Source organism: Auraticoccus monumenti (assembly GCF_900101785.1).
In the GTDB taxonomy this organism is placed as follows: Bacteria; Actinomycetota; Actinomycetes; order Propionibacteriales; family Propionibacteriaceae; genus Auraticoccus; species Auraticoccus monumenti.
Window position 1 is genome coordinate 256885 of the sequence record NZ_LT629688.1, and the last position, 14962, is coordinate 271846.

General features: G+C 74.3%; 12 protein-coding genes, 1 tRNA gene and 1 other RNA gene. 7 read left to right on the top strand and 7 right to left on the bottom strand.

The features are described 5' to 3' along the window. Positions 1 to 73 precede the first annotated feature (73 nt). The 3 genes from BLT52_RS01195 (at position 74) to BLT52_RS01205 (ending at position 2316) form a co-directional block, all read left to right on the top strand. A complete protein-coding gene (locus BLT52_RS01195) occupies positions 74 to 301 on the top strand; it encodes a hypothetical protein (RefSeq protein ID WP_090589847.1) in 228 nt (75 codons plus the stop codon). A 72-nt stretch (positions 302 to 373) separates the two neighbouring features. Then, positions 374 to 1192, top strand: coding sequence for a ThuA domain-containing protein (locus tag BLT52_RS01200; protein ID WP_090589849.1), 819 nt, complete (start codon positions 374 to 376; stop codon positions 1190 to 1192). Next, positions 1189 to 2316: a Gfo/Idh/MocA family protein gene (locus BLT52_RS01205; protein WP_231946441.1), complete on the top strand. Its 1128-nt coding sequence runs from the start codon at positions 1189 to 1191 to the stop codon at positions 2314 to 2316. Before BLT52_RS01200 ends, BLT52_RS01205 begins: the two co-directional genes overlap by 4 nt. 648 nt (positions 2317 to 2964) lie before the next feature. On the opposite strand, the gene recR is transcribed toward BLT52_RS01205, so the two are convergent. From recR to BLT52_RS01225, 4 genes are all read right to left on the bottom strand, one after another. Continuing rightward, entirely contained in the window at positions 2965 to 3564 is a 600-nt protein-coding gene (recR, locus tag BLT52_RS01210; RefSeq protein ID WP_090589851.1) for a recombination mediator RecR, read from the bottom strand. A 1-nt stretch (position 3565) separates the two neighbouring features. Beyond that, the gene (locus BLT52_RS01215; protein WP_090589853.1) at positions 3566 to 3877 is read right to left on the bottom strand and encodes a YbaB/EbfC family nucleoid-associated protein; all 312 of its coding nucleotides are present in this window, start codon (positions 3875 to 3877) and stop codon (positions 3566 to 3568) included. Between the two features lie 190 nt (positions 3878 to 4067). After that, entirely contained in the window at positions 4068 to 6380 is a 2313-nt protein-coding gene (lon, locus tag BLT52_RS01220) for an endopeptidase La (protein WP_090589855.1), read from the bottom strand. A gap of 122 nt (positions 6381 to 6502) precedes the next feature. Continuing rightward, a complete protein-coding gene (locus BLT52_RS01225; RefSeq protein WP_331712562.1) occupies positions 6503 to 9322 on the bottom strand; it encodes a DNA polymerase III subunit gamma and tau in 2820 nt (939 codons plus the stop codon). Between the two features lie 77 nt (positions 9323 to 9399). On the opposite strand from BLT52_RS01225, the gene BLT52_RS01230 reads away from it, so the two are divergent. Beyond that, entirely contained in the window at positions 9400 to 9828 is a 429-nt protein-coding gene (locus tag BLT52_RS01230; protein ID WP_231946443.1) for a DUF1810 domain-containing protein, read from the top strand. 12 nt (positions 9829 to 9840) lie between these two features. Here the strand turns inward: BLT52_RS01230 and ffs are convergent. The 3 genes from ffs to BLT52_RS01245 form a co-directional block, all read right to left on the bottom strand. Next, an RNA gene (gene ffs, locus BLT52_RS01235) (signal recognition particle sRNA small type) lies at positions 9841 to 9937 on the bottom strand. Between the two features lie 182 nt (positions 9938 to 10119). Next, positions 10120 to 11433 (bottom strand): zinc metallochaperone AztD, encoded by a 1314-nt coding sequence (gene aztD / locus BLT52_RS01240; protein WP_197679144.1) that lies wholly within the window; start codon positions 11431 to 11433, stop codon positions 10120 to 10122. A gap of 319 nt (positions 11434 to 11752) precedes the next feature. Beyond that, a complete protein-coding gene (locus tag BLT52_RS01245; RefSeq protein ID WP_090589863.1) occupies positions 11753 to 12772 on the bottom strand; it encodes an LLM class flavin-dependent oxidoreductase in 1020 nt (339 codons plus the stop codon). Positions 12773 to 12956: 184 nt separating this feature from the next. Here BLT52_RS01245 and BLT52_RS01250 point away from each other — a divergent pair. The 3 genes from BLT52_RS01250 to BLT52_RS01260 all read left to right on the top strand — a co-directional run bounded on the left by BLT52_RS01250 (position 12957) and on the right by BLT52_RS01260 (position 14737). Continuing rightward, a tRNA-Ser gene (locus tag BLT52_RS01250) sits at positions 12957 to 13044 on the top strand. Positions 13045 to 13120: 76 nt separating this feature from the next. After that, positions 13121 to 14077 (top strand): sugar kinase, encoded by a 957-nt coding sequence (locus BLT52_RS01255; protein ID WP_197679145.1) that lies wholly within the window; start codon positions 13121 to 13123, stop codon positions 14075 to 14077. 36 nt (positions 14078 to 14113) lie between these two features. Then, positions 14114 to 14737 carry a bifunctional 4-hydroxy-2-oxoglutarate aldolase/2-dehydro-3-deoxy-phosphogluconate aldolase gene (locus tag BLT52_RS01260; protein WP_090589867.1) on the top strand — a complete coding sequence of 208 codons (624 nt, stop codon included), beginning with the start codon at positions 14114 to 14116 and terminating at the stop codon, positions 14735 to 14737. The last annotated feature ends 225 nt before the right edge of the window (positions 14738 to 14962 follow it).

Sequence of the window (14962 nt, forward strand, 5' to 3'; positions counted from 1 at the left end):
CCCCTTGTGCGCGCACCAGCCAGCGGACTAGCGTCGTCGTCGAACCGTATCGACGAGGCGAGGACCGGGGACGATGACGTTCACCACCGGGGGCCTGGCCCGTCTCGCCGGCCTCAGCGACAGCGCCGTCCCCTGTGTGATGACCGGCAACGGGCCGACCTCGGAGGAGATCCGCCGCCACGTCCGGGCCGCCGTCACCGGGCTGACGCACCAGGCGGACGCCGCCCGGAGCGCACCTCGCTCAGTCAGCGCACCGGGTGATCGGGTCGCCGGCCCCCTGGGCAGCACCACCGACACCTGACTCGCGTGCGGAGCCGCCCGAACCGGAACCGACCAGCCCAGCACCGTCACCACCCACCACCGAAGGAGCCCCGTGCCCAGGTCCCGTCCGATCCACGTCACCGTCTGGGGTGAGAACCGCCACGAGCAGCACGAGGAGCACGTGCGGGCCATCTACCCCGACGGCATGCACACCACCATCGCCGAGGGCATCGTCGAGAACCTGGGCGAGGGCGTCACCGTGGCCACCGCCACCCTCGACGACCCCGAGCACGGCCTCACCGAGGACGTCCTGGCCCAGACCGACGTGCTGACCTGGTGGGGCCACGCCGCCCACGGCGAGGTCTCCGACGAGGTGGTGGAGCGGGTGCACCGCCACGTCCTGGCCGGGATGGGGCTGATCGTGCTGCACTCCGGGCACTGGTCGAAGATCTTCGGGAAGCTGATGGGCACCAGCTGCACCCTGCGCTGGCGCAGCGAGCACGACCGCGAGCTGGTCTGGACCGTCGACCCGACGCACCCCATCGCCCAGGGCGTCCCGCAGCCGATGATCATCCCCGAGGACGAGATGTACGGGGAGTTCTTCGACATCCCCACGCCGGACCACCTGGTCTTCCTGTCCACCTTCACCGGTGGTGAGGTGATCCGCTCCGGCTGCTGCTTCACCCGCGGCCACGGCCGGATCTTCTACTTCTCCCCCGGCGACCAAGACTACCCGGTCTACCACCACGACGGCGTCCGCCGGGTGATCTCCAACGCGGTGCAGTGGGCGGTGACGGACCGTGACCGCCGCGAGGTGCCGGTGCTGCTGCGCTACGAGACCGACGACTTCTACCACGGCCACGGCTACACCGGCGCCATGGACACCGAGGTGCGCGGTGGCGCCGAGGACGGTCAGGAGGGCCCTGCGTGAGCGCGCCGCTCCCGGACCCGCTCCCGGTGGTGTCGGTCGGGGCCGGCGGCATGGGACGGGCCTGGCTGCAGGTGCTCCGGGCCAGCCCGGACGTCGAGCTGGTCGGGGTCGTCGACCTCGACCTGGACGCCGCCCGCGCCGCGGTGGCCGACCTCGGCGCGCCGGACCTCCCGCTGGGCACCGATGCGGTCGAGCTGGCCCGCCGGACCGGGGCCCGGGCGGTGGTCGACGTCACCGTGCCGGTGGCCCACCACCCGGTGACCACGGCGGCCCTCTTCGCCGGGCTCCCGGTGCTCGGGGAGAAGCCGGTCGCGGCCACCCTGGCCCAGTCGCTGTCGCTGGCCGCGGCGGCGGAGGTGACCGGCCAGCTGTTCATGGTCAGCCAGTCCCGGCGCTGGAACCCCCAGCTGGCCCGGCTGGCCCAGCAGGTCTCCGCGCTCGGGGCGGTCGGCGCCGTCTCGGTGGACTTCTTCAAGGCGCCCCGCTTCGGCGGGTTCCGCGAGGAGATGGCCCACCCGCTGCTGGTCGACATGGCGATCCACCACTTCGACGCCGCCCGGTACCTGCTCGAGGGGGAACCGGTGTCGGTCTACTGCGAGGCCTGGAACCCGCCGTGGAGCTGGTACCACGGCGACGCCTCGGCGAGCGCGGTGTTCGAGTTCAGCAGCGGTGCCCGGTTCACCTTCGACGGCTCCTGGTGCGCACCGGGGGCGGAGACGTCGTGGAACGGCTCCTGGCGGGTCAGCGGCGAGCACGGCACCGCCCGCTGGAGCGGTGACGACGAGCCGGAGGTCGACACCACGGCCCCGGTGCCCACCACGGAGGTGACGGCCCACGACGGCATCGCCGGCTCGCTGGCCATCTTCGTCGACGCGCTCCGCTCCGGGACCGTGCCGGGAGGTGAGGTGCACGAGAACGTGCTCAGCCTGGCCATGGTGGAGGCCGCGGTGGAGTCGGCCGCGCGTCGCGAGCGGGTGCTGCTCGACGACGTCCTCGCCCGGGCCCGGGAGCAGGCGGTGGCGGAGGAGACCCGCGACGACGTCCGCGCCGCGCTGGAGGGCTGGGGCTCGGTGCGCGAGGCCCTGGTCGGCTTCGCCCCGCGGGCCGCCGACACGTCACCCTGACGCAGAGGGCTGGCGTCGCCGCCGCCCCCTGAGCCGCTGCGTCCCTGTGCCCTCCGCGGCGCGGGGATGCTGCGGTCCTCACGGTCCGGGACGCTCCGGGCGCCGCCTTCACTGCTCGGCGGCGGGCGAATCAGGCCCTGTCCCTCCCCGCCGCGGCGGCGCCACACCATCGAGTGCGCCCAGATCGTCGCCCGGCCGGTCACCCAGCCGACGATCTGGCCGCACTCACCTACCTCAGGACCCTGACCCAGCGACGCGTGCGGTGAGGTCGTCCCGGGCGGCCGACCAGGCGACGAGCGCGGCGCACTCGCGCCACGGGCCGTGGGACAGCGTCGAGTGCGCCCGGATCGTCGCCCGACCGGCACCCAGCCGACGATCTGGCCGCACTCACCGGCCTCAAAACCCTGACCAGCGACGAGTGCGGCCAGGTCGTCGTGTCCACGGCCGACCAGGCGACGAGCGCGTCGCACTCGCGCCCCAGTACCTGGGCGCGGATGCCGCACATGGTCGTGGGCGGCCAACGGGTCGGCTGCCCTGGCCGAACGGACGAGGCCGGCCAGCGCTCAGCGCGCGGACGAGACGGTGGCTCCGCGGCGCGCGCGGACGAGACGGTGGCTCCGCGGCGACGGGCGGGGAGGGCGGGCGCCGTCAGGCCTGCACGTACCGGCGTCCCTCGAAGGCCCGGCCCAGGGTGACCTCGTCGGCGTACTCGAGGTCGGAGCCCACCGGCAGCCCGCTGGCCAGCCGGGCCACCCGGACCCCCATCGGCAGCAGCAGCCGGCTCAGGTAGGTGGCGGTGGCCTCGCCCTCCAGGTTGGGGTCGGTGGCCACGATCACCTCGGTCACGGTGCCGTCACCGAGCCGCATCACCAGCTCGCGGACGGTCAGGTCACCGGGACCGACGCCGTCGATCGGGCTGATCGCCCCGCCGAGCACGTGGTAGGTGCCGCGGAACTCGCGGGTGCGCTCGATCGCCACCACGTCCTTGGACTCCTCGACCACGCAGATCGCCGTCTGGTCCCGTCGGGGGTCGCGGCAGATGCGGCAGCGGTCCTCGGCGGAGACGTTGTGGCAGACCTCGCAGAAGCGCACCGTCTGCTTCACCTTGAGCAGCACCTCCGCCAGCTTCTCGACGTCGTCCGAGCCCGCGTACAGCAGGTGGAAGGCGATCCGCTGCGCGCTCTTGGGCCCGACGCCGGGCAGCCGCCCCAGCTCGTCGATCAGCTCCTGGACGGGACCTTCGTACAACTCAGAACCCCAGGCCCCCGGCCAGGGGGCCCATCTTCGCCGCCGCCAGGGCCTGACCCTTGTTGCTGGCATCGCGCACCGCCGCCACCACCATGTCGGCCAGCGACTCGGTGTCAGCGGGGTCGCAGGCCTCGGGGGAGATGGCCAGGGACAGCAGCTCACCCGTGCCGCTCATGGTCGCCGTGACCAGGCCGCCACCGGCGGTGCCCTCGACCGTGGCCTCGGCCAGCTCCTCCTGCGCCTGCATCATCTGGCTCTGCATCGCCTGGGCCTGGGCCAGCAGTCCCGACATGTCCGTACCCTCGGGCAGCATCGCGTCCTCGTTCCGTCGTCCGGTGCGGGCCGGGGCCCGGCGGCTGCGTCGGGCAGCCGCTGCGCACGCTCCACGTGCACCACAAATCTAGCCCCCGCCACCGACACCGCCCCGCGCCGACGCACAGGGCCGGGGCGGGGCGTTCACCACGGGGACGCCGGGCGGGCGCCCCGTGGCGGGTGTCGGGTCCTCAGGCCGCGGCCGCCACCTCCTGAGCGGGCTCCAGGGCAGCGCGCACGACGTCCAGGACGTCGCCGACCGGGTGCACGGTCACGGCCTCCAGGACCTCGGCCGGGACGTCGTCGAGGTCCGGCTCGTTGCGCAGCGGCACGAAGACCTCGGTCAGGCCGGCCCGCTGGGCGGCGAGCAGCTTCTGCTTCAGCCCGCCGATGGGCAGCACCCGACCGTTGAGCGTGACCTCGCCGGTCATGCCGACCTCCGAGCGCACCGGGCGCCCGGTGGCGAGCGAGGTCAGCGCGGTGACCATGGTGATGCCGGCCGACGGCCCGTCCTTCGGCACCGCACCCGCGGGCACGTGCACGTGGATCGCCTGCTCGAAGAACGCCGGGTCGATCCCGAGCACCCCCGCGTGCGCGCGGACGAAGGAGAGCGCGATGTGGGCGGACTCCTTCATCACGTCACCCAGCTGGCCGGTGATCGTCAGCGCGGCGGAACCCGGGTGCGCCGAGGCCTCGATGAACAGCACGTCACCACCCATCCCCGTCACCGCCAGACCGGTCGCGACACCGGGCACCGAGGTGCGCTCGGCCGACTCGGGGGTGAAGCGCGGCCTCCCCACCAGCTCCTTCAGGTCGGCCACGTCGACGTCCACGCGCTCGGCGCCGGTCGCCAGCCGGGTGGCCGCCTTGCGCAGCGCCCGAGCCAGCAGCCGCTCCATCTGGCGGACTCCGGCCTCGCGGGTGTGGTTCGCGGCCAGCTCGTGCAGCGCGGCGTCGCTGATCGTGAACTCCTCGGCCTCGACCGCCACCCGCTCCAGCTGCCGGGGCAGCAGGAAGTCCCGGGCGATGGCCACCTTGTCGTCCTCGGTGTAGCCGTCCAGCGTGATCAGCTCCATCCGGTCCAGCAGGGCGCTGGGGATCTGCTCCACCACGTTGGCGGTGGCGATGAAGAGGACGTCGGACAGGTCGAGGTCGAGCTCGAGGTAGTGGTCGCGGAAGGTGTGGTTCTGAGCGGGGTCGAGCACCTCGAGCAGGGCCGCGGCCGGGTCGCCGCGGTAGTCCGCCCCCACCTTGTCGACCTCGTCGAGGAGCACGACCGGGTTCATCGACCCGGCCTCCCGCACGGCCCGTACGATGCGGCCGGGCAGTGCCCCGACGTAGGTGCGGCGGTGGCCGCGGATCTCGGCCTCGTCGCGGACGCCGCCCAGCGCGACGCGGACGAAGCGGCGTCCCAGCGCCCGGGCGACGGACTCCCCCAGTGAGGTCTTGCCGACGCCGGGAGGACCGGCGAGCAGCAGCACCGCGCCGGAGCCGCGGCCGCCGACGACCTGCAGGCCACGCCGGGCGCGGCGGGACCGGACGGCGAGCTGCTCCACGATGCGGTCCTTGACCTCCTCCAGCCCGTGGTGGTCGGCGTCCAGCACCTCCCGGGCGGCGGTGACGTCGGTGGAGTCCTCGGTGGTGACGTCCCAGGGCAGGTCGAGGACGGTGTCCAGCCAGGTCCGGATCCAGGAGACCTCGGGGCTCTGCTCGCTGGAGCGCTCGAGCTTGTCGACCTCGCGCAGCAGCGCCTCCCGGACGGCATCCGGGACCTGGGCGGTCTCCACCCGGCCCCGGTAGTCCTCCGAGCCCTCGGGCTCGCCCTCGCCGAGCTCCTTGCGGATGGCGGCGAGCTGCTGACGCAGCAGGTACTCGCGCTGGGTCCTCTCCATCCCCTCGCGGACCTCCTGGCCGATCCGGTCGGTCACGTCGACCTCGGCGAGGTGCTCCCTGGTCCACTCGACCAGCGCGGTCAGCCGGCGTGCGACGTCGGGCTCCTCGAGCAGCTGGCGCTTGCGCTCGACGCTGAGGTAGGGCGCGTAGCCGGCCGCATCGGCGATCGCGGCGGGGTCGGTCATCTGGTGCACCTGGTCGATCACCTGCCAGGCCTCACGGCGCTGGAGCACGGCGACCACCAGCCGCTTGTACTCCTCGGCGAGCTGCTGAGCGGCGGCGGGGACGACGTCGGGAACCGTCTCGACCTCGACCCACAGGGCCGCGCCGGGACCGGTGACACCGCTGCCGATCCGGGCGCGCTGCCCGGCCCTCAGCACGGCGGCGAGGGTGCCGCCGGAGAAGCGGCCGACGCGCTCGATGTCGGCGACGACGCCGTAGGCGGCGTAGCCGTCCTCGAGACGGGGGGCGACGAGGACCCGCTCGTCACCGCTGCTGCGGGCGGCGTCGATCGCGGCACGGGCGGCCTCGTCGAGCTCGATGGGGACGACCATGCCGGGCAGCACGACGAGATCGGGGACGAACAGCACGGGCAAACGGGTGGCGGACATGGCCGTCGCCTCACTTCCTGGAGAGTTGAGCGTGCTCGGCTCAACCGTGCTGCAGGGAGCGTTGTTCCGCGGTTCGTCCTGAGCGAACGAGGCCACCACCCCAGGGGCCCCGGAGTCGCCGGTCAGCGCTCCTCGCGCTCCTCGGCGATCAGCTCCGCGCCCAGGTGCAGGGCCAGCAGCTCGTCGTGCGAGGCGCCGGACTCGTCCAGGTCGGTGTCGTCGCGACGGGCGTCGGCGTCGGGGTCGGGTCCGCCCTCGCGGCCCGTCCCCGCCCGGGTCGGACGGATGTTGGCCCGGATGTCGGGGCGGGTGGGGGACGGGGTCGACGTGGGCGCCGCCGCGCCGCCGGTCGACCCGGCTCCGCCACCGCGCACCGCACGGCCGGACGAGCCGTCAGAGGGGGTCTGGCCGGTGGGAGCGGCAGCCGACGGGCCACCGCCGGAGCCACCCGTGGCGCCGCGGTCCGGGGCGGACGGGTGGTCGCGACCGGAACCGCCAGGACGCTGGGTCGAGGAGCCGCTGGCGGCCGCGGGGCCACCCGCCGCCGGTGACTCGCCCGTCCGCGCCGCCGGCTCGTCCGCCGGGGCCCAGGAGTCCTCGGCCGGATCGGGCGGGGGCTCGCTCGCCCAGTCCGGCGGGGGCTGGGCGTGACCGGGCCCGCTGCCGCCGGACCCACCGCGGTCGTCGTCCGCGGGGACGCCGGCCGGGGCCTCGGCGGGGGCCGGTGCGGACGCCGCGGCCGCCCACGGGTCGGGCCCGCCGACCGGCTGCTCGGCCGCTCCAGCACCCGGGCGCCCGGGGCGCCCGGGCCGGCTGGTGGCCTCGGCCGGAGGGGGCGGCGTGCCGTCGTCGACGATGGCCTGGACGCGGAGGTCGGCCCCCATCACCTGGACCAGGGCCTCGCGCAGGACGTCCTCGCTGCCACCGCGGGAGAAGGAGTCTCGGGCGCCGACGTTGGTCAGCCCGAGGGTCAGCACGCCGTCGTCGACGCTCATCACGTGGGAGTTCTGGCTGAGCAGGATCCAGGTGAAGCGCCGCTGGCGCTTGACCTCCTCCAGCACCTCGGGCCAGAGGCGGCGGATGTCGGCGACCTGGAGCCCGCCCGAACCACGCCCACCCGAGGACGTCGGGGCGGTGGGAGCGGCGGCCGGCGACCCGGGACGGCCGGGTCGCGCCCCGGTCCCCCCGCCACCCGCCGCCGGTGCGGAACCAGGACGACCAGGACCGGTGGGCGCCGGCCGGGATGCGGGCTCGGCAGACGTCTCGGGCTCAGCAGAGGACGAGGGCTCGGCCGACGACTCGGGGCCAACCGATGACGTGGGGTCGGCCGACGACGCGGGCGACGAGGGACCGCCGGGCTGGGGCCGGCCCGCCGCGTCCTGTTCCGCCGACGCAGCGGGTCGCGGCGCACCGGCTGCCGGACCGTCCGTCGCCGAGGACCCGGGTGCCGCACCGCGGTCGGGGCGTGCCCCTGCCGGCGGCGCGTCGTCCTGGGAGCGGTCGGGCGCCGGGGCGCGGCCGGGGCGTCCTCCGCCAGCGGCGGGACCCGCCCCGCCCGTGGGCGTGGACTCCGCGGCACGGGGCTCCGCGGCCGGCCGCCCGCCGCGGGGCCGCTCCACCGGCTCGCCCGCGGGACCGGCGCCGCCCGACGGCGCGTCCACCACGGCGTCGGCGCGCAGCTGCTTCGGACCGGTGTGACCCTGCACGGCTGCCGGGTCCATGCCGATCCGGCGCTCGAGCCGGTCCAGCCGGGCGTGCACGCCGCGGTGGTCGACGTCGGCACCCGGCAGTAGCACCCGGGCGCACATCAGCTCCAGGTACAGCCGGGGGGCGGTGGTGCCGCGCATCTCGGTCAACCCGGCGGCGATCACCTCCGCGGCCCTGGCCAGCTCACCGGGACCGAGCCCGGCGGCCTGGGACTGCAGCCGCTCGGCCTGGTCACCGGAGGCCTCGACCAGCCCGGAGCTGACCGCGTCCGGGACGGCGTTGACGATGACCAGGTCGCGCAGCCGGCGGAGCAGGTCCTCGGCGAAGCGACGGGGGTCCTGACCGACCTCGATCACCTTGTCGACCGCGGCGAAGACGCTGGCCCCGTCGCCGGCGGCGAAGGCGTCGACCATCTCGTCCAGCAGGGAGTCCGGGGTGTAGCCCAGCAGGGCGGCGGCGTGGGCGTAGCTGACGCCGTCGGCCGAGGCACCACCGAGCAGCTGGTCCAGCACGGACAGGGAGTCACGCACCGAGCCGCCGCCGGCCCGCACCACCAGGGGCAGCACCGCCGGCTCCACCGGGATCCCCTCGGCCTCGCAGAGCTCGGCCAGGTAGGCGCCCAGGACCTTCGGCGGCACCAGCCGGAAGGGGTAGTGGTGGGTGCGGGAGCGGATCGTCCCGATGACCTTCTCGGGCTCGGTGGTGGCGAAGACGAACTTCACGTGCGGCGGCGGCTCCTCGACCAGCTTCAGCAGCGCGTTGAACCCCGCCGTCGTGACCATGTGGGCCTCGTCGACGATGTAGACCTTGTAGCGGCTGTTGACGGGGGCGTAGAAGGCGCGCTCGCGCAGGTCGCGGGCGTCCTCGACCCCGCCGTGGCTGGCGGCGTCGATCTCGATCACGTCCAGGCTGCCCGGCCCGCCGCGGGCCAGGTCGCGGCAGGACTGGCACCGTCCGCACGGCGTGTCGGTGGGGCCCTGCTCGCAGTTGAGGGCGCGGGCCAGGATGCGGGCCGAGGTCGTCTTGCCGCAGCCGCGGGGGCCGGAGAACAGGTAGGCGTGGTTGACCCGGTTGTTGACCAGGGCCCGCATCAGCGGCTCGGTGACGTGCTCCTGGCCGATCACCTGGGCGAAGCTGTCGGGGCGGTAGCGGCGGTAGAGGGCCAGCGGCGCCGCGGGGACGTCCTGGGGACCCCCGCCCACACCGGGAGCGGGACCCGAGCCGGCGTCGATCAGGGCGTCATCCACGTCGGCCACCCTAGACCGCGCCCCTGACAGTCGCCATGCTGGCGGGAGCCGACCGAGGAGGGCTCGTGACCGACCACCAGCTGGACCGTTTCCTGCAGGCCCAGGAGGCCGGCGGGACCTACGACCAGGCCCTGCGGGAGCTGCGACGGGGTCGCAAGACCAGCCACTGGATGTGGTTCGTGTTCCCCCAGCTCACGGGCCTGGGCCGCAGCGCGACCGCCCAGCACTACGCCCTCGCCTCCCTGGACGAGGCACGCGCCTACCTGGACCACCCGGTGCTCGGGGCGCGGCTGCGGGAGTGCTGCCAGGCCCTGCTCGCGCTGGATGGGGACGACCCCGCGGCGGTGCTGGGCGGCGTGGACGCCCTCAAGCTCCGCTCCTCGGTGACGTTGTTCTCCCGCGCCGCCGAGGACGAACCGCTGTTCACCGAGGTGCTCGACCGCTTCTACGCAGGAGCACCGGACCCGCTCACCGTGGAGCTGCTGGACCGCTGAGGGCCCGGGACGCGAAGGGGCCCCCCGCGCACCCGGAAGAGCTCATTTACCCTTGCTGCCTTCCGACCCTGGGGGAGTTGGGCGAGATACCGCCGCGCGGGGGACCGACCCACACTCTACCCGCTGCCGGCGCCTGGGGCACCTCGACGACCGCCACCGGGCCCCGCTACGACGCAAGCCGACCCCCGACCTGGTGTGGTCGGGGGTCGGCTGCGTGCAGGGCCCTCAGCGTGTGCACCTCTGCTGCGTGGTCGCAGCGGATCTGCACACCGGGCGGTGCGGGGTCGGGGCTCAGCCCTCGGTCCCCTCCTCGTGCTCCTCGCCCTCGTGCTCGGAGTGCTCCTCGCCCTCCTCGTGGGCGTGGTCGTGCTCCTCGGCCGGTGCGCCGACGCCGGTGATCTCGTTCGGCACCTGCGGCAGGGCCACGGTGTCGACGACCTCTCTGCGCGGCAGGTAGATCACGTGCACCTCCGAGGTCTCGGGCTCGGTGACCCAGGCGGTGGAGCCCTCGACGGTCAGGGTCGGCCGCGGCTGCTGCCAGTCCACCGGCTCGCGCCAGGGCTCGGTGACCTCGATCGACTGGGTGATCTCACCGGAGTCGGGGTCGATCACGTGCAGGTTCCCGTCGTTGCCGAGCACCAGGGCCTCCCCCTCAGGACCGCGTCCCAGCGAGCGGAAGGAGTAGCTGGCGGGCAGGTCGACGACCTGGATCTCGCCGGCCTCGGTGTCGACCAGGCTGATCCTGGTCGGCTCCTCGAGCTCGGCGTCGGGGTCGGTCTTGTAGTCACCCAGCACGACGTCGGAGTGCTCGGACCCGGCCTGGTTGCCGATCCGGGCGTAGTCCTCGGCGGCGTCGATCTTGGTGAAGGCGCCGTCCTTCCAGACCAGGACGCCGTCGGTGCACCCGACGACCACGGCGCCGTTGCCGGCGGTGGCCTCACCGTGCAGGTTCGGGCACTCCTCGCTGCGGGCCACCTCGTTGCCCTCGGCGTCCACCACCGCGGCGCCGATCCGCTCCTCCTCGGTGCCGAGGCTGACCAGCAGGGCCTCGTCCTCGAGCGGGACGGCGACACCGTGGTGGGCCTCCGGGGCGGTCCAGGTCGGCTCGGCGGGGACCGTGGTGATGTCCTCGGGCTCCATCACCGCCACCGTGCCGGCGCCGTCGCTGAACAGCGCGACCTTGCCCTCGTGGCGGACGACGTGCCCGGGCTTCGGAGCGGGGTGCGTGATGTCGGTCATCACCGCACCGGTGTCGTAGTAGTGGTAGTGGTCACCGTGACCCTCGGCCTCGACCCCGGTGTCGAGCACCCGGAAGCCCTCGGACGTCGAGACGAGCACGTGTCGCTGGTCGCCGGCGGGGTTGATCCGCAGGAAACCCTCCATCGGGAAGTCGGCGAGGGGCTCCAGGGTGTCCTGGTCCAGCACCATCACGCCGCCGTCGTAGGTCACGGTCAGGCGCGGCGCGGTCACCTCGACGCGCGAGGGCTCGGGCGTCGGCTGCTCGGCAGCCACCTCGCCCTCGGAACCGCAGGCGGCCAGACCCAGCAGCCCGAAGGCACCGAGAGCGGCTGCGGCGACGCGCAACCGGGGACGGGGGTGTGTCATCAGCATCTCCTAGCGAGAATGATTATCGGCATGAGAACCATACTCAAGAAGGACCGTCGGCGCACGTCGTCATGCTGGAGTGCTCACAGACCGGGTGTCGGTGGCTCCGAACCCAGCCCCGACGCCTGAGCCCGCCTCCGCGACATGCTCGGCCCACCGGCCGCCACGTCCGGCGTGCCGCACCGATCCGCCTCAGGTGCCGGCCGGTCAGCGGTGTCGGCAGCCTGGTCGCCGCCGACCCCGGTGATGAGCCGCCGGTTCGACGCGCACCCCACCCCGGTCAGACGCCCTCACGGTGGAGGACCCTCACCGTCAGGTCTCAGCGCCAGCCGAGCTCGGGCGCCAGGTGGGTCAGCACGCTCTCGATCACGTGCGCGTTGTAGTCGACGCCCAGCTGGTTGGGCACGGTGAGCAGCAGGGTGTCCGCCGCGGCGATCGCCTCGTCCTCGGCCAGATCCGCCACGAGCGCGTCCGGTTCACCGGCGTAGGTCCGGCCGAACCGGGCGTCACCCCCGTCGAGGCGGCCGACCTGGTCGGTGCTGTGCCGCTCTCGCCAGAACAGCTGCCGGTCCAGGTCGCTGACGACGGGGAAGATGCTGCGGCTGACCGAGACCCGGGGCTCGCGGTCGTGGCCCGCCTCGGCCCAGGCGTCCCGGAAACGCTGGATCTGCTCGGCCTGCAGCCGGTGGAAGGGCACCCCGGTGTCCTCGGTGAGCAGGGTCGAGCTCATCAGGTTCATCCCCTGCTCCCCCGCCCACTCCGCGGTCGCCCGACTGCCGGCGCCCCACCAGATCCGGTCGCGCAACCCTGGCGAGTGCGGCTCGATCCTCAGCAGCCCGGGCGGGTTAGGGAACATGGGTCGCGGGTTGGGCTCGGCGAAACCCTCACCCTCGAGGACCTCCAGGAGCCTGCGACTGCTCTCACGAGCCATGTCGGCATCCGAGGCCCCCTCGGCGGGTCGATGGCCGAAGTGGCGGAAGCCGTCGATCACCTGCTCCGGCGATCCCCGGCTGATGCCCAGCTGCAGGCGGCCACCGGAGATCAGGTCCGCGGCTCCAGCGTCCTCGGCCATGTACAGCGGGTTCTCGTAGCGCATGTCGATCACGCCGGTGCCCAGCTCGATCCGACTGGTCCGGGCGGCGGCAGCCGCCAGCAACGGGAACGGGGACGCGAGCTGGCGGGCGAAGTGGTGGACCCGGAAGTACGCGCCGTCCGCGCCGATCTCCTCGGCCGCCACCGCGAGCTCGATCGACTGCAGCAGGGCGTCCGAGGCCGACCGCACCTGCGAGTGCGGGGACGGGGACCAGTGGCCGAAGGAGAGGAAGCCGATCTTCTTCATGCTCGGTGAACGACCGCGGCGTCGCCGTATTCCGTCGGGCAGCCGTGGTGCGACCGTTCGCCCACGGACCGGGCTGAGAAGGGGCCGTGCCCAAGGTCGGCGGGGGCCTGCGGCGCACGTCCCGCCGGGCCGGGACCTGACACCGATTGGCCCGCCGGGCGGCTCGTGCCGTATTCTCGCCCGCGGAGGATTCGCCTAGTGGCCTATGGCGCTCGCTTGGAAAGCGGGTTGGGTGCAAGCCCTCGGGGGTTCGAATCCCCCATCCTCCGCCAGACCCGACGCCGTCCCGCTCCTCGAGCAGGGCGGCGTCGCTCGTCCCGGGCCGCCTGACGTTGCTAGCGTCACCCCGTGCCAGAGACCGACACGACGTCCACCACCGCCCCGGGCGACGTCGCCGGGACGTCCACCGACCTGCCCGAGGTCGTCTGCCTGGGCGAGACCATGGTGCTGATCACCCCCGTCGACGCCGTGCCGCTGGACCAGGCCGAGGACTGCCGGATCGACGTCGGGGGTGCGGAGTCCACGGTGGCGCTGTACCTCACTGAGTCCGGGCGCCGCGCCGCCTGGGTCAGCCGTCTCGGGGACGACCCGCTCGGGCGGCGCGTGCTGCGCTACCTCGACCGGCTGGGGGTCGACACCCGCTGGGTCGCCACGACGAGCACCGCCCCCACCGGCGTCTACTTCAAGGACCCCGCGCCCGGGCGCACCGCCGTCCACTACTACCGGAAGGGCTCCGCCGCCTCGACCATGGGACCGGAGGTGCTGGACGACCTACCGCTGGACTCCGCCGCGGTGGTCCACGTCTCGGGCATCAACCCGGCTCTGTCCGACAGCGTCCGGGCGCTGGTGGAGGCCCTGGTCGTGCGGGTGGCCGGCACGTCGACCCTGCTGTCCTTCGACGTCAACTACCGCCCCGGGCTGTGGCCGGTCGAGGAGGCGGGACCGCTGCTGCTGGACCTGGTCCGGCGCGCCGATCTCGCCTTGGTGGGCCGCGACGAGGCCGAGGTGCTGTGGGGCACCACCACCGCGGAGTCGGTGGCCGAGCTGGTGGGACCCGGACCGGTCCTGGTGGTCAAGGACGGCGACGTCGGCGCCACCGAGATCGACGGGGACCAGATCACCTTCGCGCCCGCCACGCGGGTCGACGTGGTGGAGGCGGTGGGAGCCGGGGACGCCTTCGCCGCCGGCTACCTCGACGCCCTGCTCGCCGGCGCCGAGCCGGCCGCGCGGCTCGCCCGCGGTCACGCGCTGGCCGTCCGCGCCCTGGCCAGCACCCGCGACTTCGCGCCGCTGGTGCGGGGCTGAGCCATGACGAACCACCGAGGAGCCGACGTGGAAGAGATGAGCAGCTGGTTCACCGAGCAGCTGGCCGGGCGCCCCGTGATGGCGATCCTGCGCGGGTTCGGCGTGGACCGCACCGTCGAGCTGGCGCGGACCGCCTGGGACGTGGGGATCTCCTGCGTGGAGGTGCCGGTCCAGGGCGCGGAGGACCTCGAGGCCCTGCGCGCCACCGTCGCCGCCGGCGCCGAGCAGGGACGGGCCGTGGGAGCGGGCACGGTCGTCTCCCCCGACCTGCTCCGCACGGTGGTCGAGGCGGGCGCGGCCTTCACGGTCGCCCCCGGTCTGGACGAGGAGGTGGTGCGGGCCAGTGCCGAGCTCGGCGTCCCCCACCTCCCGGGGGTGGCCACCGCCACCGAGGTGCACACGGCGCTGCGCTGGGGCCTCACCTGGCTCAAGGCCTTCCCGGCCGCCCAGCTCGGCCCCGGCTGGGTGCGGGCCATGCACGGCCCCTTCCCCACCGCCCGGTTCGTCACCACCGGCGGCATCGACGCCCACAACGCCCAGGAATTCCTCGACGCCGGCGCGGAGGTCGTGGCCGTCGGCTCGGCCCTCGGTGACGCCGCCCAGCTGCCGCTCCTGGGTCAGCTCGTCCCCCGCGCCGGGAGCGGCACCGCCGCCGGGTGAGCCGGTCCGTGCCGCACGGGGGTCCGGGAACCGGCGCCGTCGGGCCCGTCCCGCACCACCGCGCGCGGTCGGGTGGTGAGGGCGCCCACGCCACCACGGGACGGCGTGGGAGCCTGGGAGGTCCCGCCCGGGAGGCACACCTGCCCCCTCGGACGCCGCCGGTGAGCGACCGGGCCCACCCGTCGCGCACCTGCTCCGGGCCGCCGCCCGGCGGTAGGGAGGGAC